The 19,445-nt window shown below is 70.0% G+C and carries 19 protein-coding genes and 1 tRNA gene; 12 read left to right on the top strand and 8 right to left on the bottom strand.

Features of this window, described 5'->3' with window-relative positions:
- Positions 1-14: 14 nt before the first annotated feature.
- The 4 genes from cysS (at position 15) to NFR93_RS05650 (ending at position 5,686) form a co-directional block, all read left to right on the top strand.
- Entirely contained in the window at positions 15-1,421 is a 1,407-nt protein-coding gene (gene cysS, locus NFR93_RS05665) for a cysteine--tRNA ligase (RefSeq protein WP_251450721.1), read from the top strand.
- On the top strand, positions 1,414-2,412 hold the full coding sequence (rlmB, locus tag NFR93_RS05660) for a 23S rRNA (guanosine(2251)-2'-O)-methyltransferase RlmB (protein WP_251450719.1): 999 nt from the start codon (positions 1,414-1,416) through the stop codon (positions 2,410-2,412). Before cysS ends, rlmB begins: the two co-directional genes overlap by 8 nt.
- A gap of 120 nt (positions 2,413-2,532) precedes the next feature.
- Positions 2,533-4,953 carry a glycogen/starch/alpha-glucan phosphorylase gene (locus tag NFR93_RS05655; protein ID WP_251451523.1) on the top strand — a complete coding sequence of 807 codons (2,421 nt, stop codon included), beginning with the start codon at positions 2,533-2,535 and terminating at the stop codon, positions 4,951-4,953.
- Between the two features lie 91 nt (positions 4,954-5,044).
- Positions 5,045-5,686 carry an NAD(P)-dependent oxidoreductase gene (locus tag NFR93_RS05650; RefSeq protein WP_251450717.1) on the top strand — a complete coding sequence of 214 codons (642 nt, stop codon included), beginning with the start codon at positions 5,045-5,047 and terminating at the stop codon, positions 5,684-5,686.
- Between the two features lie 60 nt (positions 5,687-5,746).
- Here the strand turns inward: NFR93_RS05650 and NFR93_RS05645 are convergent, their stop codons facing one another.
- Together NFR93_RS05645 and NFR93_RS05640 are read right to left on the bottom strand one after the other, a co-directional pair.
- Entirely contained in the window at positions 5,747-7,054 is a 1,308-nt protein-coding gene (locus NFR93_RS05645; RefSeq protein WP_251450715.1) for a DUF4032 domain-containing protein, read from the bottom strand.
- Positions 7,055-7,148: 94 nt separating this feature from the next.
- Positions 7,149-8,255: an ABC transporter ATP-binding protein gene (locus tag NFR93_RS05640; protein WP_251450713.1), complete on the bottom strand. Its 1,107-nt coding sequence runs from the start codon at positions 8,253-8,255 to the stop codon at positions 7,149-7,151.
- 221 nt (positions 8,256-8,476) lie between these two features.
- Between NFR93_RS05640 and NFR93_RS05635 the strand changes: the two genes are divergently transcribed.
- The 3 genes from NFR93_RS05635 (at position 8,477) to NFR93_RS05625 (ending at position 10,563) form a co-directional block, all read left to right on the top strand.
- A complete protein-coding gene (locus NFR93_RS05635; RefSeq protein ID WP_251450711.1) occupies positions 8,477-9,448 on the top strand; it encodes a DsbA family protein in 972 nt (323 codons plus the stop codon).
- A 36-nt stretch (positions 9,449-9,484) separates the two neighbouring features.
- A tRNA-Thr gene (locus NFR93_RS05630) sits at positions 9,485-9,560 on the top strand.
- Between the two features lie 13 nt (positions 9,561-9,573).
- Positions 9,574-10,563 (top strand): DMT family transporter, encoded by a 990-nt coding sequence (locus NFR93_RS05625; protein ID WP_251450709.1) that lies wholly within the window; start codon positions 9,574-9,576, stop codon positions 10,561-10,563.
- 71 nt (positions 10,564-10,634) lie between these two features.
- On the opposite strand, the gene NFR93_RS05620 is transcribed toward NFR93_RS05625, so the two are convergent.
- The gene (locus NFR93_RS05620) at positions 10,635-11,192 is read right to left on the bottom strand and encodes a nitroreductase family protein (RefSeq protein WP_251450706.1); all 558 of its coding nucleotides are present in this window, start codon (positions 11,190-11,192) and stop codon (positions 10,635-10,637) included.
- A complete protein-coding gene (gene msrB / locus NFR93_RS05615; protein WP_251450704.1) occupies positions 11,189-11,614 on the bottom strand; it encodes a peptide-methionine (R)-S-oxide reductase MsrB in 426 nt (141 codons plus the stop codon). The genes NFR93_RS05620 and msrB overlap by 4 nt, the downstream gene beginning before the upstream one ends.
- A gap of 86 nt (positions 11,615-11,700) precedes the next feature.
- Between msrB and NFR93_RS05610 the strand changes: the two genes are divergently transcribed.
- From NFR93_RS05610 to groL, 5 genes are all read left to right on the top strand, one after another.
- Positions 11,701-12,693, top strand: a complete 993-nt coding sequence (locus tag NFR93_RS05610; RefSeq protein WP_251450702.1) for a DUF2332 domain-containing protein — start codon at positions 11,701-11,703, stop codon at positions 12,691-12,693.
- Positions 12,694-12,702: 9 nt separating this feature from the next.
- Positions 12,703-12,954: a DUF3263 domain-containing protein gene (locus tag NFR93_RS05605; RefSeq protein ID WP_251450700.1), complete on the top strand. Its 252-nt coding sequence runs from the start codon at positions 12,703-12,705 to the stop codon at positions 12,952-12,954.
- 44 nt (positions 12,955-12,998) lie between these two features.
- Positions 12,999-13,580, top strand: a complete 582-nt coding sequence (locus NFR93_RS05600) for a LytR C-terminal domain-containing protein (RefSeq protein ID WP_251450699.1) — start codon at positions 12,999-13,001, stop codon at positions 13,578-13,580.
- A 175-nt stretch (positions 13,581-13,755) separates the two neighbouring features.
- Positions 13,756-13,956 carry a cold-shock protein gene (locus NFR93_RS05595; protein WP_251450697.1) on the top strand — a complete coding sequence of 67 codons (201 nt, stop codon included), beginning with the start codon at positions 13,756-13,758 and terminating at the stop codon, positions 13,954-13,956.
- A 171-nt stretch (positions 13,957-14,127) separates the two neighbouring features.
- Complete coding sequence (gene groL, locus NFR93_RS05590) at positions 14,128-15,747, top strand: chaperonin GroEL (protein ID WP_251450695.1); 1,620 nt, start codon at positions 14,128-14,130, stop codon at positions 15,745-15,747.
- A 60-nt stretch (positions 15,748-15,807) separates the two neighbouring features.
- On the opposite strand, the gene NFR93_RS05585 is transcribed toward groL, so the two are convergent.
- From NFR93_RS05585 to NFR93_RS05570, 4 genes are all read right to left on the bottom strand, one after another.
- On the bottom strand, positions 15,808-16,095 hold the full coding sequence (locus NFR93_RS05585) for a WXG100 family type VII secretion target (protein ID WP_251450693.1): 288 nt from the start codon (positions 16,093-16,095) through the stop codon (positions 15,808-15,810).
- A 139-nt stretch (positions 16,096-16,234) separates the two neighbouring features.
- Positions 16,235-17,827: a sensor histidine kinase gene (locus tag NFR93_RS05580; RefSeq protein WP_502846257.1), complete on the bottom strand. Its 1,593-nt coding sequence runs from the start codon at positions 17,825-17,827 to the stop codon at positions 16,235-16,237.
- 217 nt (positions 17,828-18,044) lie between these two features.
- Entirely contained in the window at positions 18,045-18,737 is a 693-nt protein-coding gene (locus tag NFR93_RS05575) for a response regulator transcription factor (RefSeq protein WP_251450691.1), read from the bottom strand.
- A 105-nt stretch (positions 18,738-18,842) separates the two neighbouring features.
- The gene (locus NFR93_RS05570; protein ID WP_251450689.1) at positions 18,843-19,391 is read right to left on the bottom strand and encodes a TetR/AcrR family transcriptional regulator; all 549 of its coding nucleotides are present in this window, start codon (positions 19,389-19,391) and stop codon (positions 18,843-18,845) included.
- Positions 19,392-19,445: the final 54 nt, after the last annotated feature.

Here is a 19,445-nt window from a genome sequence, read left to right as displayed (position 1 = left end):
GCTAGGCTGTGACGGTGACTCTGAGGCTCTACGACACCAAGGCGCAGTCGCTGCGCGACTTCGTGCCGCTCGACCCCGAACACGTCACCCTGTACGTCTGCGGCCCGACGGTGCAGTCCGGCCCCCACATCGGCCACCTCCGCGGAGCGCTCGCCTTCGATCTGCTGCGGCGGTGGCTGGCCCACCGGCACGGCCGCGTGACCTTCATCCGCAATGTCACCGACATCGACGACAAGGTCCTCCGGAACGATTCCGAGCGCGAGCCCTGGTGGGCGCTGGCGTATCGGATGGAGCGGGAGTTCACCCGCGCGTACGCCGCCATCGGGATCCAGGCCCCCACGTACGAGCCCCGCGCGACGGCCTTCATCCCGCAGATGCAGGAGCTGATCGCCCGTCTCATCGATGCCGGTCATGCCTACGCCGCGGCGGGCGACGTCTACTTCGACGTGCGCTCGTGGGCCGAGTACGGCGCCCTCACCCGGCAGTCCCCGGATGCGATGGAGCCCGAGGCGGACGCCGATACCCGCGGGAAGCGCGATCCCCGCGACTTCGCACTGTGGAAGGGCGCCAAGCCCGACGAGCCCGCGACCGCCTCGTGGGAATCGCCGTGGGGAGCCGGCCGACCGGGCTGGCACATCGAATGCTCGGCGATGTCACGTCGCTTCTTCGGTCCCCGCTTCGACATCCACGGCGGCGGACTCGATCTGCGCTTTCCGCACCACGAGAACGAACTCGCGCAGTCGACGGCGGCCGGTGATGACTTCGCCCGCTACTGGGTCCACAACGGCCTCGTGACCGTCGGCGACCAGAAGATGTCGAAGTCGCTCGGCAACGTCGTGCTCGCGGCGGACCTGCTCGAGCGCCATGAGCCGCTCGTCGTCCGCTACGCGCTCGCCGCCGCGCACTACAGGTCGAATCTGTCGGTCTCGGAGTCGAGCTTCGCCGAGGCCGAGGCGGCACTGGATCGGATCCGCTCGTTCCAGGAGCGCGCACTTCGGATGCTGCGCCCGACCGCCGACGACCTGCGCATCGTCGGGGAGGTGCCGACGGCGTTCGCCGCGGCGATGGATGACGACCTCGGCATCCCGCAGGCGCTGGCCGTGCTGCACGAGACGGTTCGCGAGGGCAACAGCGCGCTGGATGCGGGGGACGCAGAGGCGGCCCGCGGGTGCTTCGCGGCGGTCGCCGTGATGACCGGCATCCTGGGGATCGATCCGCTCGACCCGCTGTGGGGCCGGACGGGCACCGGGCGCGAGGCCGCGGCGCTGGACGCGCTCGTGGGATCGATGATCCAGCAGCGCGCGCAGGCGCGCGCCGACAAGGACTGGGCGGCGGCGGACCGGATCCGCGACGCCGTCGCCAGAGCAGGAATCGCGCTGGAGGACAGCGCCGACGGAACACATTGGAGCATCGATGGCTAAGCCAGGACGCCCGGGCGCGGGCAAGGGCAAGAAGAAGGGGCCGCTCAAGGGCACCGGCGGTCACAGCCGCAAAGCGCTCGAGGGGAAGGGGCCGACCCCCAAGGCCGAGGACCGGGCGTGGCACGTCGCCGGCAAGCGGAAGGCCGCCGCCGAGCGTTACGCCGCCGCCGGCGGGAAGGGTCGTCCCGGCGCCGCGCCGGGTCAGGGACAGCGATCGCCGTCCAAGGCGAAATCGAGCGACGACACCGAGATCGTCACGGGTCGCAACTCGGTCCTGGAGGCCCTGCGCGCGAAGATCCCCGCCACGGCGCTGTACATCGCCCAGCGCGTGGAGATGGACGACCGCGTGAAAGAGATGCTCGCCACCGCTACGCATCGCAACATCCCGGTACTCGAAGTCACCCGGCCCGAGCTCGACCGCATGGCCGGCTTCGACGGCGTGCACCAGGGCGTCGCGCTCAAAGTGCCGCCGTACGAGTACGCGCACCCGCAGGACCTACTCGAGCAGATCATCGACCGGGGCGAGATGCCCCTGCTCGTGGCGCTGGACGGCATCACGGATCCGCGGAACCTCGGCGCCATCATCCGCTCGACGGGCGCCTTCGGCGGACACGGCGTGATCCTGCCGCAGCGCCGCTCCGCCAGTGTCAACTCGGCCGCGTGGAAGACCAGCGCCGGGGCGGCCGCGCGGGTGCCGGTGGCGCTGGCCGGCAACCTCAACGCGACGCTGAAGGACTTCAAGAAGCAGGGCGTGTTCGTGCTGGGTCTCGCCGGCGACGGCGAGGTGTCACTGCCCGAACTCGAGCTCGCCGACCGGCCCGTCGTGATCGTCGTGGGCTCGGAGGGCAAGGGCCTGTCGCGCCTGGTCACCGAGAACTGCGACCAGATCGTCTCCATCCCCATCCACGCCGCCACCGAATCCCTCAACGCGGGGATCGCGGCATCCGTCGCCCTCTACCAGGTGGCGACGCTGCGTACGACGAAGGAGTAGGTTCTCACCGTGCCCGACGCTTCCGACGTTCCCGCCGCCACGCCCCCCGCTCGCGCCACGTCGGCGCCTGGGCACCGGCATCCGCTCGCCGAGGCTCCCGTCTCGTCGCCGCCCAGCACCGTGGACGGCTTCGTGAAGGAGTTCCTCGTCAACCTCAACTTCGATCGGGGCGTGGCGCTGTCGGCGTCGACCGCCACCGACCGCTACGTGGCGCTGGCCTACACGGTTCGCGATTACCTCATGGCGCGGTGGCTCGAGGATCAGCGGCGACAGCGCGAGATCCAGGCGAAGGGCGTCTGTTACCTCTCGGCGGAGTACCTGCTCGGCCGGCAGCTCGACAACAACCTGCTCGCCACCGGCCTGATGGACATCGCCACCGAGGCGCTCGCCGCATGCGGGATCGACATCGACGAGCTGCGGGCGCAGGAGGTGGAACCGGGTCTGGGCAACGGCGGCCTCGGCCGCCTCGCGGCGTGCTTCATCGACTCGCTCGCCACCATGAGCGTGCCGAGCATCGGCTACGGCATCCGCTACGAATACGGGATCTTCAAGCAGACATTCGAGGAGGGACGGCAGGTCGAGCAGCCCGATGCGTGGCTGACCCTCGGCTCGCCGTGGGAGTTCCCGCACCCCGAAGCGTCCCAGCTGATCTCGTTCGGCGGGCACACCGAGCATTACGACGACGACGGGGTGACGCGCTCGCGCTGGGTTCCGGGCTGGAACGTTCGGGCGGTGCCCTACAACTACATGGTCCCGGGCTACCAGAACGGCCGGGTCAACACGCTGCGCCTGTGGAGCGCAATGGCGACAGAGGCCTTCGACCTGCGGATCTTCAACGCCGGCGACTACACCGAGGCGGTGCGCGCGCAGACCTTCGCCGAGAACATCTCGAAGGTCCTGTACCCCGAGGACTCCACGCCGCAGGGCAAGGAGCTGCGGCTGCAGCAGCAGTACTTCTTCGTCGCCGCGTCGATCGGCGACTTCCTCGACCACGTGCTGAAGCCCGATTTCGACATGTCCGGCCTGCCCGAGCGAGTGATCTTCCAGCTCAACGACACCCATCCCGTGATCGCGGTGCCCGAGCTCATGCGCCGTCTCGTCGACGACCGTCACATGGAGTGGGACGAGGCGTGGGCCATCACCCAGAAGTGCTTCGCCTACACCTGCCACACGCTGCTTCCGGAGGCGCTGGAGGTGTGGTCGGTCGAGCTCCTCGGACGCCTCCTGCCGCGCCATCTCGAGATCATCTACCGGATCAACGATGAATTCCTGGATGCCGTCCGTCAGCGTTTCGGCGACGACGAGATGCGCATCCGGGGGATGTCCATCATCGGTGAGCACCCCGAGCGGTCGGTGCGCATGGCCTACCTGGCCACCGTCGCCGGGGCAAAGGTCAACGGCGTCGCGGAGCTGCATTCCCAGCTGCTGCGCGAGAAGGTGCTTCCCGACTTCGACGCGTTCTTCCCGGGCAAGTTCACCAACGTCACCAACGGCATCACGCCGCGCCGCTTCATGCGGCTGGCCAACCCGGCGCTGTCGGAGCTCATCACCGAAGCGCTCGGCTCGACCTGGGTGACCGACCTCGACCGGCTGCGCGAACTCGAGGCGTACGCCGAGGACCCCGAGTTCCGCGAACGCTTCGCCGCGGTCAAGGTGCACAACAAGCGGCGGCTCGACACCGTGCTGCGCCAGCGCGACGGCGTGGGCGTGGCCGACGACCACATGCTCGATGTGATGGTCAAGCGGCTGCACGAGTACAAGCGGCAGATGCTGAAACTGCTGCACATCGTGACGCTCTACGACCGCATCATCACCGGACGCGTCGCGGCGTCGGACGTGCAGCCGCGCACGTTCGTCTTCGGCGCGAAGGCGGCGCCCGGCTACCGGATCGCCAAGGAGATCATCCACCTCATCAACGCCGTCGGGTCGGTCGTGAACGCCGACCCTGTGGTCGAGGGGCGCCTCAAGGTGCTGTTCCCGCCGAATTACAACGTCACCCTCGCCGAGAGCGTCATCCCCGCGGCGGATCTCTCCGAGCAGATCTCGCTGGCCGGCAAAGAGGCCTCCGGAACCGGCAACATGAAGTTCGCGCTCAACGGCGCGCTCACGATCGGCACGGACGACGGGGCGAACGTCGAGATCCGGCGGCTGGTGGGCGACGACAACTTCTTCCTGTTCGGCATGTCGGAGCCCGAAGTGGAGGCGCTCTACGAGCGCGGCTACGTGCCCGGCGACTTCTATCGATCGGATGCCGACCTGCGAAGCGCCGTCGACCTCATCGCGTCGGGTGCCTTCTCGGGCGGTGACCGGTCGGTGTTCGACCCGGTCGTGTCGAACCTGCTCTACCACGACCGGTTCATGGTGCTCGCCGACTACTCCGCCTATCTGACTGCGCAGGACGAGGTGGACGCCGCCTATCGCGACGTCGACGGCTGGACGCGGTCCGCGATCCTCAACGTGGCTCGGTGCGGGTTCTTCTCGTCCGACCGGTCGATGCGCGACTACATCGACCGCATCTGGCACACCCCGCCCGTTCTCTGAGGCTTATCGCGTCACGGGGGAATGAACGGTCCCGAACGCCGCTTTCACGTCACAGGCCCTGAAGAGGATCGTCCCTGAGGAGAGGAAGAGCATGCCCCGCATCGCCGTCATCGGAGGAACCGGCTACGCCGGAAGCCACATCGTCGCCGAGGGGGTGCGTCGGGGCCACACCGTGGTCTCGGTCGCGCGCACCGTCCCCTCGGAGCGCGTGGAAGGTGTCACGTACATCGAGGGCACGCTCCTGGATGTGCCGAGCCTGGCGGCGGAGCTGCAGGGCGTGGACGTCGTCGTCTCGGCGGTGCCCGCGCGCGGCGACATGGAGGGCGCCGTGCGCTCGAATGTGGCGGACCTGGTTGCGGTCCTTCCCGAGACGGTGCGCATCGGCGTGATCGGCGGGGCGGGCGGAAGCCTCATCGCGCCGGGCGGCGAGCGATTGGTCGATCAGCCGTCGTTCACGGAGGAGTACAAGCCCGAGGCGCTCGAGGCCATCGGCATCCTGGAGGATCTGCAGACCGACGACCGTGGTCACGACTGGTTCTACGTGCACCCGGCCGGCGGCTTCGGGGCCTGGAACCCGGGGGAGCGCACCGGGTCGTACCGGGACGGAGGCGACGTCCTCGTGACCGACGAGGACGGCGAGTCCTTCATCTCGGGAGCGGACCTCGCGGTGGCGGTGCTCGACGAGATCGAGAACCCGCGGCACTCGCGCGAGCGGTTCACCGTCGGCTACTGAGCCGACGAGGCGGGCCCGGTCGAGGCGGGCCCGGACGAGCCGGGCCCAGCCGAGGCGAGCTCAGACGAGATCGCGCCAGTCGATGTCGTCGTCCTCGTCGTCCATCACGGGCAGATTCGCGGTGATGACCGGGAGCGAGACGGTGTCGGTGGCCGGGCCCATGAGCGTGGCCTCGTCGCGACGGTGTCGAAGCACCTCGTCGACGTAGCTGGTGAGCACCTCTGCCAACGGCACCGACCGGCCCCGCGCCTGCGACATGTACCACCGGTGCTCGAGCACCTGGTGGAACGCCTCGGCGGGTTCGAGCTTGGCGCGCAGGTCCCACGGGATCGCCTTGACCACCGGCTCGAACACCCTGGTCAGCCACTCGTGGGCAACCATCTCCTCGTCGTCTCCGAGCCGCGAGATCCGCACGCGGAACTCGTCGAGGTCGTTCAGGAGCCGGCGCGCCTGATTCTCCTCGACGTCGAGCCCGGTCAGTCGCAGCAGGCGGCGCTGGTGATGCCCGGCATCCACCACCTTGGGCTGGATCACCACGCGCGTGCCGTCCGCGGAGGACTCGATCGACATCTCGCCGATGTCGAAGCCCAGGCTGTTGAGCCGCTGCACCCGTTCGGTGAGCCGCCACGCCTCGTCGGTGCCGAAGCTCTCGCTGTCGGTGAGCGCAGCCCACAGCGAACGGTACGACGACACGATGCCGTCGGCGATCGCGATCGCGTCGACGCCGCCTTCGAGCCGTCCGCCGGCTTCGAGGTCCATGATCTCGCCGGCGATGTTGGTCCGCGCCACCTCGAGGTCGTGCTCGCGCTGACCCGGCGTCAGGCCGCTCTCATGAAGCTCGCCGGTCTCGGCATCCACCAGGTAAGCGGCGAAGGCGCCCGCGTCTCGGCGGAAGAGCGTGTTCGACAGAGACACGTCGCCCCAGAAGAAGCCGACGTTGTGCAGTCGCACCAGCAGCGCCGCCAGCGCGTCGACGAGGCGCGTGGCGGTATCGGGGCGCAATACCTGCGTGAACAGGGCGCGGTAGGGGAGTGAGAACTTCAGGTGTGCGGTGACCAGCGCCGCCGGCAGGGGCTCTCCCCGGGCGTCGCGGCGTCCGGCGATCACGGCCACGCGCTCGACGCACGGGGCGTCCAGCCGGGCCAGGTTGCCGAGCATGTCGTACTCGCGGCGGGCCATCTCGGCCGTCGTCTCCTTGATGGCGACCACGCGGCCCGACAGGTTGGCGAACCTCACGAGGTGGCGCGAGAGGCCTTTGGGCAGGAACACGATCGTGCTCGAGGGCCACTCCGCGAGCGGTGTCGACCAGGGCAGTGCGAGCAGACCCGGGTCGACGGAGCTCGCCGTGATGCTCAGGGATTCGGGCATGCCTCTCCTCTTCGCGGTCGCTGTCGGGCGGTCGGCGGAAAAGCACTGCGGCGCGGGGGGTCAGACGACCCGCCCGCGCCGCAGCAGCGTTCTGTCAGTGCCCGGAGACGACGGGAGCGTCGTTCAGGCGCTCGCCGGTCTCCATGTCGAAGGCGTGCACGTGGCCGGCGGTCGCCGCGAGCGTGACCGTTTCGCCCGAGCTCGGGTGGCTGCGGCCGTCGACGCGCGCGACGATGTCGGTGCGCTTGCCGTTGATGTCGGTGTGCCCGTAGAGGTAGCCGTCCGCGCCGAGCTCCTCGACGAGGTCGACCACGACCGAGAGGCCCTTGCCGTCGGCGGGGCCGACGACGATGTCCTCGGGACGGACGCCGACGGTGACCTCGCTGCCGTGCGCACGGCCCACGGTGTCGCGGTCCAGCGGAACGACCTCGGTGCCGAACTGCACGCCGCCCTCGGCGAGTGCCGCCGGGAACAGGTTCATGGCGGGCGAGCCGATGAAGCCGGCGACGAACACGTTGTTCGGGCGCTCGTACAGGTCGCGCGGGGTGCCGACCTGCTGGAGCAGGCCGTCCTTGAGCACGGCGATGCGGTCGCCCATGGTGAGCGCCTCGGTCTGGTCGTGCGTGACGTAGACCGTGGTGACGCCCAGGCGACGCTGCAGCGACGCGATCTGGGTACGCGTCTGCACGCGCAGCTTCGCGTCGAGGTTCGACAGCGGCTCGTCCATGAGGAACACCTGCGGCTGGCGGACGATCGCGCGGCCCATGGCGACGCGCTGACGCTGACCACCCGAGAGGGCCTTGGGCTTGCGGGTGAGGTACTCCTCGAGGTCGAGCAGCTTCGCAGCCTCGAGGACGCGGTTGGCGCGCTCCTCCTTGCCGACGCCCGCGATCTTGAGCGCGAAGCCCATGTTCTCGGCGACGGTCATGTGGGGGTACAGCGCGTAGTTCTGGAACACCATCGCGATGTCGCGGTCCTTCGGCGGCACGTCGGTGACGTCGCGGTCACCGATGAGGATGCGGCCGGAGTTGACCTCTTCGAGGCCGGCGAGCATGCGCAGCGAGGTGGACTTTCCACAGCCGGACGGGCCGACCAGGACGAGGAACTCGCCGTCGGCGACCTCGAGGTTGAGCTTGTCCACAGCGGGGCGCGTGCCCCCGGGGTACAGGCGGGTTGCGTTGTCAAAGGTGACGGACGCCATGTTCTCTTCTCCTTCACCGGCAGGTACGTGCCGGACGATCCGTAGTGATGGATGAGCGGGGGCTTTCCCGCGCGCCCGCCATCGGGCGCACTGCACAGTATGACACGGCTCGTGCGGGCTCCGCGTCTGGGCATTTCCCAGACTGCCTGGTTAACATCGATTCCGGCCGCCTCTTCGTGCGGCCTCCGCCGAGATCCGGCCCGTCCGTCCCGAGAGGTTCCATGTCGAGCGACGATTCCGCGAATGCGCCCGCACCCAGCGAGCGCCGCGACGCGGTGCGCGAGAAGGCCCAGCAGGTGCACGTGCGCCAGTCCCGGGCGCAGCGCATCCGCATCGCCGTCCTCTCGCTGAGCGCGGTCGCCCTGGTCGTGGTCGCCGCGGTGACTGTCACCATGATCGTCTCGTCTGCGGCATCCAAGCCCCTCCTCCGCCCGGCCAATGTCGACGACGACGGGTTCGCGGTGACGAGCATCGCCGGCGTCGCCCTGTCATCCGGCGCCGTGCAGGACGCCGAGCCCACCCCGACGCCGACGCCGACGGCCGAGGATGCTGAGGACGAAGAAGAGGCCGAGGCGACGCCGTCGCCCACGCCGACCGAGCAGCCGGTGGTCGACATCCGCGTGTACGTCGACTATCTGTCGACCGGCTCGCGCGAGTTCCAGCTCGCCAATGTCCAGCAGCTGGCCGAGTGGGTCGACGAGGGGGCAGCGACCCTGGCCTACCACCCGGTCTCGATGCTCACCGCCAAGTCCAACGGCACCAAGTACTCCCTGCGCGCGGCCGGGGCCGCTGCCTGTGTGGCCACCCACTCGCCCGACTCGTTCTTCGCGTACAACAACGCCTTGCTGAGCCAGCAGCCCGAGGTCGACTCCGACGGCTACACCGACACCGAGCTCGCGTCGCTCGCGATCGCCGCAGGGGCCGACTCCCCGCGGGACGTCCGCTCGTGCATCGAGGAGCAGGAGTTCCAGGGCTGGGCGCGCACGGCCACCGAGCGGGCGCTGGACGGCCTGCCCGACACCGAGGTGACGCTGACGGGCACCCCGACGGTCCTGGTCAACGGCAACCAGTACGTCGGCGCGCTCGATGACCCGCAGGAGTTCGCGCAGTTCGTGCTCACGATCGCCAGCGACGCCTACTACAAGGCCACCCCGACGCCGAGCCCGAGCGCGACCCCGACACCCACGCCGTAACGGTCGCCCGCCTGCTCCTGGCTAGACTGGGAGCCTGCCGACTTGGCGCAATTGGTAGCGCACCTAACTTGTAATTAGGGGGTTACGGGTTCGAGTCCCGTAGTCGGCTCCATGAGCGGACACCGATGACGAGCATCACGCCTCACGCGACCGCATCGCCGCGTCCGCTGCCCGCGTGGCTCGCGCTCGCGGGTGCTGTCGTCGTGGGCGTTCTGACCGCGCTGCAGGCTCGCGTCAACGGTGACCTCGGCGTGCGACTGGACGACGGTTTCGTTGCCGCCGTGGTGTCGTTCGGTTCGGGCCTGGCGATCCTGATCGTCCTGTCCGTCGCCACGCGCGCCGGACGACGTGGGTTCCGCGCCTTGGTCGCCGGTGTGCGCGGCCGGGCGATCCCGTGGTGGATGCTGGCCGGTGGCGCCGCGGGAGCCCTCACCGTCGCGACGCAGGGCCTCGCGGTGGGGCTCATCGGGGTTTCGCTGTTCACCGTCGGGATGGTCGCGGGGCAGGCGCTCAACGGCCTCGTGCTCGATCGCATCGGCTACGGCCCCGGAGGAGCGGTCGCCGTCACCGTCCCGCGCCTCATCGGCGGCGCGCTCGCCCTCGCGGCCGTGGCCCTCGCGCTGACGGGCGAGGGGGTGCGGGGGATCCCCTGGTGGATGCTGCTCCTGCCGTTCCTCACCGGCGCCGGCATCGCGTGGCAGCAGGCGACCAACGGGCGGTTGCGGGCGAAGGTCGGCACGCCGCTCACGGCCACCCTGGTGAACTTCGTCGGGGGGACGGCTGTCCTCGCCGTCGCCGCGGTCGTGCACGTGGCCGCCGTCGGCGCGCCCGATCCGTTCCCGGCCGACCCGCTCGTCTACACCGGCGGCGCGATCGGCGTGGTCTACATCTTCCTGTCGGCCGCGCTCGTCCAGCACACCGGCGTGCTGCTGCTCGGGCTCGGCGCGGTGACCGGCCAGCTCACCACGTCGCTCGTGCTCGACCTGCTGTGGCCGTCGGCCGCCGGGCCGGGGCTCGCGCAGAGCGCGGTCATGGTCGCCGTGGCCCTGCTGTCGGTGGTCGTCGCCACCGTCCCATGGAAACGCGTGTCCCCGCGGCGACGAGGGCGAGCCTGACGGCCGCGGTGACGATCGTCCCGGGCACACAGGCCCGAGTACTCAGGCCCCGGGTTCAGGCCGGCCCGGGCTCAGGCTTGCTCGTCCTCTGCTCCCGGCATCCGGGAGAGCACCTTGCGGGCATCCAGCACGTGACGCTTGCCGGGGCGTTCCCGCTCGGGCTTGCCGCCGACGTAGAGCCAGCCCAGGAGCTCCTCGTTCTTCTTCAGACCGTGCGCTTTCGCGACGGCCTTCGCCCGGGTGTAGTGGCCGGTCCGCCACAGGACGCCCCAGCCGGCCTCGTCCAGCAGCAGGCTCAGCACGTGCGCGACGCCGGAGGCGACGGCCTCCTGCTCCCACCGGGCGACCTTGCTCGACTTCTGGTAGCTGGCGACGACGGCGATGAGCAGGGGTGCGCGCAGCGGTTTCGACGACGACCCCTTCTCGCCCTCGGCCTTGTTGATGGCGCGGCCGAGGCGCTCGCGGTCGGCGCCGCGCAGCTCGATCAGGCGCCAGGGGCGCAGCGACGCGTGGTCTGCGACGCGGCCGGCCGCCGAGACGAGCGTCAGCAGCTCGTCGTGCGACGGCGCGGCGTCGGTGACCTTCGACCAGGAGCGGCGCGCGCGCACCGCATCCAGCGCGCCGGTCACGCCGGAGCGTCCGAGGTGCTGCCGGTCTCCGGGGTGAACTGCAGCGACAGCGAGTTCATGCAGTACCGGTCCCCGGTGGGCGTGCCGAATCCGTCGGGGAAGACGTGGCCCAGGTGCGAGCCGCAGTTGGCGCAGCGCACTTCGGTGCGCACCATTCCGTGGCTGGTGTCCTCGATAAGCTCGACCGCTTCGGGCCGCACCGACTCGTAGAAGCTCGGCCACCCGCAGTGCGAGTCGAACTTGGTGCCGCTCTGGAACAGCTCCGCGCCGCACGCGGCACACGCGTACAGCCCCGCGCGCGACTCGTCGAGCAGCTCACCCGTCCAGGCCCGCTCGGTTCCCGCCTGTCGCAGCACGGCGTACTGCTCGGCGGTGAGCTCTTCGCGCCACTGGGCGTCGGTCTTGTTGACGGCGTAGGTCATGACTCCTCCTCGATCCTCACCCATTCAACCCCAGGGTGGGCGCCGCTGTTCCCGCGGCGCTGAGCGTCTGCCGCGAGAATGGGCGGATGGACGACGAGCGCACGGCGGTGGCGGAGCGCTACGCGCGGTTCGCGCGGGACGAAGCACCCGGGCGCAGCGACCTGTACGCGGAGTGGGCGGCGGGCGTGGCCGCCGACGACGAGGTGCAGGCGACGCTGGCGAGGCTCCCCGCCGCGCGCCGGCAACCACCCCTCGTCTTCGCCGTCTCGCGGATGCTGGGGGCGCCCGAGCTCGGCTACGAGACGTGGCGCGCGTGGGTGAGCGGGCACGCCGACGAGCTGATCGCCGAGACCGGCCGGCGATCGCTGCAGACGAACGAGCCGCAGCGGTGCGCCGCCCTGCTGCCCGCGCTCTCGCTCATCGACGGCCCGATCGCGCTGCTGGAGATCGGGGCCAGTGCGGGTCTGTGCCTGTACCCCGACCGCTACTCCTACCGCTATCGCGGCGGACCGTCGCTCGATCCGCCGGGCGGTGCGTCGCCGGTGGTGCTGTCGTGCGAGCTGCGCGGCACGCACCCGCCCCGCCTGCGGCTGCCCGACATCGTGTGGCGGGCGGGTGTCGATCTGACACCGCTGAATCCGAGGGATGCCGGCGACCGCCGCTTCCTGTCATCGCTGGTGTGGCCCGGAGAAGCCGGTCGCGCCGAACGCATCACCGCGGCGCTCGACATCGCCGCGGAAGAGCCCGCCCCGATCCTCGCCGGCGACGCCACCGAGCCCGACACGCTCGCCGCGGCGATCGCCGCCGCTCCGCCCGACGCGGTGCTCGTCATCACGACGCCGGGCGTGCTGCCCCACATCCCGCGCGCCGGGCGGGAACGGCTGCTGACGGCGATCGCGGCGGCTCGCGCGCGGTGGGTGAGCATCGACCCGCCCGCGCTCCATGACCGCTGGCGCCCGCCCGTGGATGCCGCGTGGGGCGGGTTCGTGCTCGGCCTCGACGGGCGGCCGCTCGCGGCGGTGGACCCACTCGGCGCTTCCGTGGAGTGGCGCGACGGAGCCGCGGCCCACCCGGGTTAGCGTGCTGGGGTGCCCCTGACCGACCGCGATCGCGCCCTGCTGGACTTCGAGAACGCCTGGTTCACCCACGCCGGCGCCAAGGAGGAGGCGATCCGCAGCGACCTGGGGTTGTCGCCCGCTCGCTATTACCAGCTGCTCGGTCGGCTCATCGACACCGCGGAGGCGCAGGCCCATGACCCGCTTCTCATCGGCAGGCTCCGGCGTCAGCGCGACGCCCGCATGACGGAGCGGGCGCCGGTCCCGGCGCGCGCGATCGGCTGATCCGGCCGAACGGCCGCCACAGCGCGTTTCGATAGCATCGTCGGGTGCCGCACTCGTCCTTCCCCCGGGATCGCTTCGACGACATCCCCTCGGACAGCGGGCGCATCGGCGCCCATCGCGCGGAGCAGCCGCACATGCACCGCGGGGTGATCCTGCTGTGGGCGATCGCGGCGACCGTGGTGCTCACGCTGGTCGGCATCTTCGGCACCCTGCTGGTGTCGGGGCGGATCGACCTCTTCCCCGCACCCGATCCGGATTCCACCGCCGTGGCGACGCCGGGCGTGGAACCCGTCGTCGACACCTCGTACGCCGTTCTGATCCTCAACGCCACGGCGCAGGAGGGGCTGGCGACCCAGACCAAGGACCTCGTGGTCGCCGCGGGGTGGGCCGACGCGGACGTGCTGGCCAGCGAGGCCGGCAGCGACGACTTCGCCGAGACGACCGTGTATTACGTGGATGCCGCCGACCAGGCCGCGGCGGCGGGGCTGGCCGACCTCGTGCTCGGCGGGGCGAACATCGAGCAGAGCGATGCCTACCAGCCGGCCGATCCCCAGACCCCGCAGCTGACGGTCGTGCTGGGGCTCGACCGTGCCGATGCGGGCGGCTCGGGCACGCCCGCGCCGTGAGCGCGCGGGCCCCGTTCGCGCGCTGAGGATGCGCGACCGAGGGCGGCTTCCCGCCCCGTGTGTTTCGCGCCCGTAAATACTTCGATGCCACCGTGTCAACAGTTGCCGATGGCCCCTTTTCAGCGTGATTCCGCTGTTTACGATGGGCGCAATCGCACAGCAACAGGAGATTCGCATGACCCAGGGCACCGTCAAGTGGTTCAACGCCGAGAAGGGCTATGGCTTCATCACGGTGACGGATGGCCGGGACGTCTTCGTCCACTACTCGAACATCGACATGACCGGCTTCCGCGTACTCGAAGAGGGCCAGGCGGTGGAGTTCACCGTCGGCACCGGACAGAAGGGGCCGCAGGCGGAATCCGTCCGCCCGGTCTGACCCCTCACCTCGGAACCAGAGCGGGACGCCTTCGGGCGTCCCGCTCTCTCGTGTTGCGCAGTAACGCCGCGTGGCTTGCACTCGACCAGGGCGAGTGCCAGAATGACTTAGCACTCGGTCTGACTGAGTGCTAATGACCGAAAGCCAACGTCCGGGAGGGACGACACACACATGGCAAAGATCATCGCTTTCGATGAGGAGGCCCGCCGTGGCCTCGAGCGCGGCCTGAACATCCTGGCCGACGCCGTCAAGGTGACCCTGGGTCCCCGCGGTCGCAACGTCGTGCTCGAGAAGAAGTGGGGCGCTCCCACGATCACGAACGACGGTGTCTCGATCGCCAAGGAGATCGAGCTCGACGACCCGTACGAGAAGATCGGCGCGGAGCTCGTCAAGGAGGTCGCCAAGAAGACCGACGACGTCGCCGGTGACGGCACGACGACGGCCACCGTCCTGGCCCAGGCGCTCGTCCGCGAGGGTCTGCGCAACGTCGCAGCCGGCGCCGACCCCATCTCGCTCAAGCGCGGCATCGAGAAGGCCGTCAAGGCCATCACCGACCAGCTGCTCGAGGGCGCCAAGGAGGTCGAGTCCAAGGAGCAGATCGCTGCGACCGCCTCGATCTCGGCCGCTGACCCCGAGATCGGCGCGCTCATCGCCGAGGCCATCGACAAGGTGGGCAAGGAGGGTGTGGTCACCGTCGAGGAGTCCCAGACCTTCGGCACCGAGCTCGAGCTCACCGAGGGCATGCGCTTCGACAAGGGCTACCTGAACCCCTACTTCGTCACCGACCCGGAGCGTCAGGAAGCGGTCTTCGAGGACCCCTACATCCTGATCGCCAACCAGAAGATCTCCAACATCAAGGACCTTCTGCCGATCGTCGACAAGGTTATCCAGGACGGCAAGGAGCTCGTCATCATCGCCGAGGACGTCGAGGGCGAGGCGCTTGCGACTCTCGTGCTCAACAAGATCCGCGGCATCTTCAAGTCGGCTGCCGTCAAGGCTCCCGGCTTCGGCGACCGCCGCAAGGCTCAGCTGCAGGACATCGCGATCCTCACGGGTGGACAGGTCATCACCGAAGAGGTGGGCCTCAAGCTCGAGAACGCGACGCTCGACCTGCTCGGCCGTGCCCGCAAGGTCATCATCACCAAGGATGAGACCACGATCATCGAGGGTGCCGGCGAGGCGTCGCAGATCGAGGGTCGCGTGACCCAGATCCGCCGCGAGATCGACAACACCGACAGCGACTACGACCGCGAGAAGCTCCAGGAGCGCCTCGCCAAGCTCGCCGGCGGCGTCGCCGTCATCAAGGCGGGGGCGGCCACCGAGGTCGAGCTCAAGGAGCGCAAGCACCGCATCGAGGACGCCGTCCGCAACGCCAAGGCTGCGGTCGAAGAGGGCATCGTCCCCGGTGGTGGCGTCGCGCTGATCCAGGCCGGCAAGACCGCGTTCGCGAACCTCGAGCTCGTGGGCGACGAGGCGACCGGCGCGAACATCGTCAAGGTCGCGATCGAGGCTCCGCTGAAGCAGATCGCTCTGAACGCCGGTCTCGAGCCGGGTGTCGTCGCCAACAAGGTGGCGGAGCTTCCGGCCGGTCACGGTCTGAACGCCGCCACGGGCGAGTACGGTGACCTGTTCGCACAGGGCATCATCGACCCCGCCAAGGTGACCCGTTCGGCGCTGCAGAACGCCGCGTCCATCGCGGGCCTGTTCCTCACCACCGAGGTCGTCGTCGCCGACAAGCCCGAGAAGGCCGCCGCTCCCGCGGGAGACCCGACGGGTGGCATGGACTTCTGATCCATCACCTCATCGAAGAAGGCCCCGGTCGCGCAAGCGGCCGGGGCCTTCTTCCTTTCCTCAGCGGAACAGCCCGGCCGTCGCCATCTCGGCATCGGCGTACTGTCGTCCGGCGGTCGCCAGGGCGGTGTTGATACCCGCGAGGGACTCCTCGACCTGACGCTGCGTTGCCCGCCACTGCTCGACCGCGCCGTGGAAGGAGCTCGACGCGCTGCCGGTCCACGACGACTGCAGGCCGGTGAGCTGAGCCATCATCGACTGCGTTTCGGCCTGGATGCGGTCGATGGTCCCGCGGATGGAACCGGTCGCTGCCAGCACGGCGTCGCTGTCGACGGAGAAGACGGCCATGAACGCTCCTTTCGATCAGGGGCGGGCGCGTCTGCCCTGCCCACGTGCCCGCCACGCTACGGCGGCGTGTCCCGCCCTCCGAGGGTCGGCCGGCGCCGGTGGACAACCCGAAGCCGAGCGGATGCTGGGGAGGAGCCGGTCAGTCCTGATCAGAGGTCACCGAGCGCAGCGGCTGCGTCTCGAGGTGACGGTGCGCCTCGGCATCCTGACGATCGACCAGCGGGAGGGCGACGCGGAAGGTGGCGCCGCCGCCGGGGGTGTCGCTCACCGACACGGTGCCGTGGAGGGCTTCGACGATGGATGCGACGATCGACAGCCCGAGCCCCGACCCGCCGGTCTCGCGGGTGCGGGAGTTGTCGGCGCGCCAGAAGCGCTGGAAGATCTTCTCCTTGATCTGATCCGGCACCCCCTCGCCGTGGTCGACGATCTCGATCCAGCCGGTGCTGCGGGCGCGATCGACGCCGACCCGCAGCTCGACGGGGGAGTCCTCTGCGGTGAAGCGGCGGGCGTTGCCCAGCAGGTTCGTGACCACCTGGCGGATGCGGTTCTCGTCCCCGAGCACGATCGGCTCGACCGGCTCGGTGGAGACGTCCGCCGCGACGCCCGACGGCGGATCGATCGGCGGGGTGGCCGGGGTGCCCGATCCGGCTGCGCCGGGTGCCCCGTTCCGCTGCCGGCGACGGAGCATCGCGAGCGTGACGCTCGCCCGCGCGATCGCGGAGGTCGGGGGGCCTGACCGCTTGCGCGGCGTGCCGTCATCGAGCAGGAGTCGCTGGGGAAGATCCGGCAGCAGCGGGCCGGCTGTGGTGTCGATGACCGTGACCGCACGCTGCGGGGCGGTCGCGCGCACGTCGAGGGCGGCATCCCGGGCGATCGGGCGCAGGTCGACGGGGGCGATCACGACGTCGCGGCGCTCGTCGAGGCGGGCGAGCGAGAGGAGGTCTTCGACGAGGAGCCCCATCCGGATCGCCTCCTTCTCGATGCGCTCCATCGACTGCGCGACGTCCTCATCGCTGGTGATCGCGCCCATGCGGTACAGCTCGGCGTAGCCCCGCACGGTCACCAGGGGGGTGCGCAGCTCGTGGCTGGCGTCGCCGATGAAGCGGCGCATCTGCTGGACCGTGGCGTCGCGCTGTGAGATGGCGGCATCCACCCGGCCCAGCATGGCGTTGATGGCCGACTTCAGCCGTCCCACTTCGGTGCCGGGGGCGATGTCGGTCATGCGGGTGCTGAAATCTCCCGACGCGATCGACATGGCCGTGGTCTCGACCTGCGCGAGGCTGCGGAACGCCAGCGTCACCAGCAGTCGTGTGGCGAGGGCCCCGACGACGATCGTGATCACCGCGATGATGCTGTAGATGCCGAGGTAGGTGCCGATCGTGCGGTTGACGCCTGCCAGCGGCGCGGCAACGAGCTGCGTGTACAGGATCCCGCCGCTCACAGTCTCCTGAACCGTGACCGTTGCGCGGTACTCGGCCTCGCCGTCGGGGCTGGTGAGGGTGAACACCTGCAGTTCACGGGCCAGCGCGAGGTCGAGGGGGAAGCTCGCCGGGAAGTCCGGCTCGGCCGCGCCGCGGCCGCCCGCGACGGCGAGCGGTTCGTAGGGGTCGGCGGGGTCGTAGACGACCACGAAGTAGTCCGTGTCGGGCGCGGCCTCGATCCGCTCCGGCTCGATTGCGCCGTCGCGCACCACCATGTCGAACTGCTGCGAGGCGACGTCGGTGCGGGCCACGTCCTGCAGGTTGCTCTCGATGTTCGCGGTCAGGGCGGTGCCGAGGAAGGCGGTCGTTCCGATCCCGGCACCGAGCAGTCCGAGGGCGAGGACGGCGACGCAGACGCCCGTGACCTTGGCGCGCAGGCTGATGCTGCGCCACCCACGGGTGATCGCGTCGGTCTTGTGCGCCAGGACGGCCCCTTCTCCTAGGAGTGTCGTGGCCGGTCGCGGCCGCCTACGCGGTCTTGCCGGCCTTGAGCATGTATCCGAATCCGCGCTTGGTCTGGATGAGCGGCTCGGAAGAGTGGGGATCGATCTTACGTCGCAGATACGAGATGTAGCTCTCGACGATGCCGGCGTCGCCGTTGAAGTCGTACTCCCACACGTGGTCGAGGATCTGAGCCTTCGACAGCACGCGGTTGGGGTTGAGCATGAGGTAGCGCAGCAGCTTGAACTCGGTGGGGCTGAGGTCGATCGACACGTCGCCGACCTGCACGTCGTGGGTGTCCTGATCCATCGTCAGCTCGCCGGCGCGGATCACCGACTCCTCGTCGGCCTGCATCGTGCGCCGCAGGATCGCCTGGATGCGCGCGACGATCTCGTCGAGGCTGAACGGCTTCGTGACGTAGTCATCGCCGCCGGCGTTGAGGCCGGTGATCTTGTCTTCCGTCTCGTCCTTGGCGGTGAGGAACAGGATGGGCGCGGTGTAGCCCGCACCCCGGAGTCGCTTGGTGACGCTGAACCCGTTCATGTCGGGCAGCATCACGTCGAGCACGATGAGGTCGGGTTCCTCCTCGAGCACAGCCGAGATCGTCTGGGCGCCGTTGGAGACGGCCCGAACCTGGAACCCCGCGAAGCGGAGGCTCGTGATGAGCAGGTCGCGGATGTTCGGCTCGTCGTCCACGACGAGGATGCGAGGTGCGGTCATGCCCTCATTATGGCCATCGATCTCATGCGCTGTCTGGATATCGCCCGGAGAGGCGGGATGCGCGGCGTGCCCGCTTCACTCCGGGCGAGGCCCGGTCGGGCCGGTTCAGTCCAGGCTCGCGCGCACCGCCCGCTCGACCACGGGCCGGATGGCGGCATCCGGATCCACGGTCACACGGTGGAGCACGAGGCCGTCCGCGGCCGCCATGAGCGATCGGGCGGCGTCCACGGGAGAGCGGGCGCCGACCCGGGCGAGGAGCGCGGTCGTCCACTCGACGTAGGCGCGGCGCTGGTCCAGGAGCGGAGCGAGCAGGTCGGGGTCGCCGGCGCCCTCGAGGAAGAGTGCGAAGCGGGCACGGGTGCGGCCGGCGAAGGGGCCGGTCTCGACGGCGACCATCGCGCACAGCGCGTCGGCCAGCTGTTCGGCCGTCTCGACGGGCGGGTTCTCGGCGGCGGCGAAGTCGGCGCGCTCGCTCTCGGCCAGGTGGGTGACCACACCGGCGACGAGGGCGTCACGCGTGCGGAACCAGTTCGACGTGGACCCCTTCGGCAGGCCGGCCCGCTCGTCCACGCGGGCGTGGGTGAGCGCGCGGATGCCCTGCTCGCCGACGAGCGCGAGCGCCGCGTCGAGGGCTCGGTCTCTGGTGGTGGCCATATCCCGACCCTAGATGTGCGCTCCGCACTAGAGAAGTAGTGACACGGTACTAGA

This window comes from Microbacterium sp. Marseille-Q6648 (assembly GCF_943181415.1).
In the GTDB taxonomy this organism is placed as follows: domain Bacteria; phylum Actinomycetota; class Actinomycetes; order Actinomycetales; family Microbacteriaceae; genus Microbacterium.
This window is presented reverse-complemented; position numbering and strand designations above follow the sequence as displayed.

Coding starts and splice junctions, on each gene's coding strand:
- rlmB (WP_251450719.1), top strand. CDS start 1,414: ATGGCTAAGCCAGGACGCCCGGGCGCGGGCAAGGGCAAGAAGAAGGGG.
- NFR93_RS05650 (WP_251450717.1), top strand. CDS start 5,045: ATGCCCCGCATCGCCGTCATCGGAGGAACCGGCTACGCCGGAAGCCAC.
- NFR93_RS05645 (WP_251450715.1), bottom strand. CDS start 7,054: ATGCCCGAATCCCTGAGCATCACGGCGAGCTCCGTCGACCCGGGTCTG.
- NFR93_RS05640 (WP_251450713.1), bottom strand. CDS start 8,255: ATGGCGTCCGTCACCTTTGACAACGCAACCCGCCTGTACCCCGGGGGC.
- NFR93_RS05635 (WP_251450711.1), top strand. CDS start 8,477: ATGTCGAGCGACGATTCCGCGAATGCGCCCGCACCCAGCGAGCGCCGC.
- NFR93_RS05625 (WP_251450709.1), top strand. CDS start 9,574: ATGACGAGCATCACGCCTCACGCGACCGCATCGCCGCGTCCGCTGCCC.
- msrB (WP_251450704.1), bottom strand. CDS start 11,614: ATGACCTACGCCGTCAACAAGACCGACGCCCAGTGGCGCGAAGAGCTC.
- NFR93_RS05610 (WP_251450702.1), top strand. CDS start 11,701: ATGGACGACGAGCGCACGGCGGTGGCGGAGCGCTACGCGCGGTTCGCG.
- NFR93_RS05595 (WP_251450697.1), top strand. CDS start 13,756: ATGACCCAGGGCACCGTCAAGTGGTTCAACGCCGAGAAGGGCTATGGC.
- groL (WP_251450695.1), top strand. CDS start 14,128: ATGGCAAAGATCATCGCTTTCGATGAGGAGGCCCGCCGTGGCCTCGAG.
- NFR93_RS05585 (WP_251450693.1), bottom strand. CDS start 16,095: ATGGCCGTCTTCTCCGTCGACAGCGACGCCGTGCTGGCAGCGACCGGT.
- NFR93_RS05575 (WP_251450691.1), bottom strand. CDS start 18,737: ATGACCGCACCTCGCATCCTCGTCGTGGACGACGAGCCGAACATCCGC.
- NFR93_RS05570 (WP_251450689.1), bottom strand. CDS start 19,391: ATGGCCACCACCAGAGACCGAGCCCTCGACGCGGCGCTCGCGCTCGTC.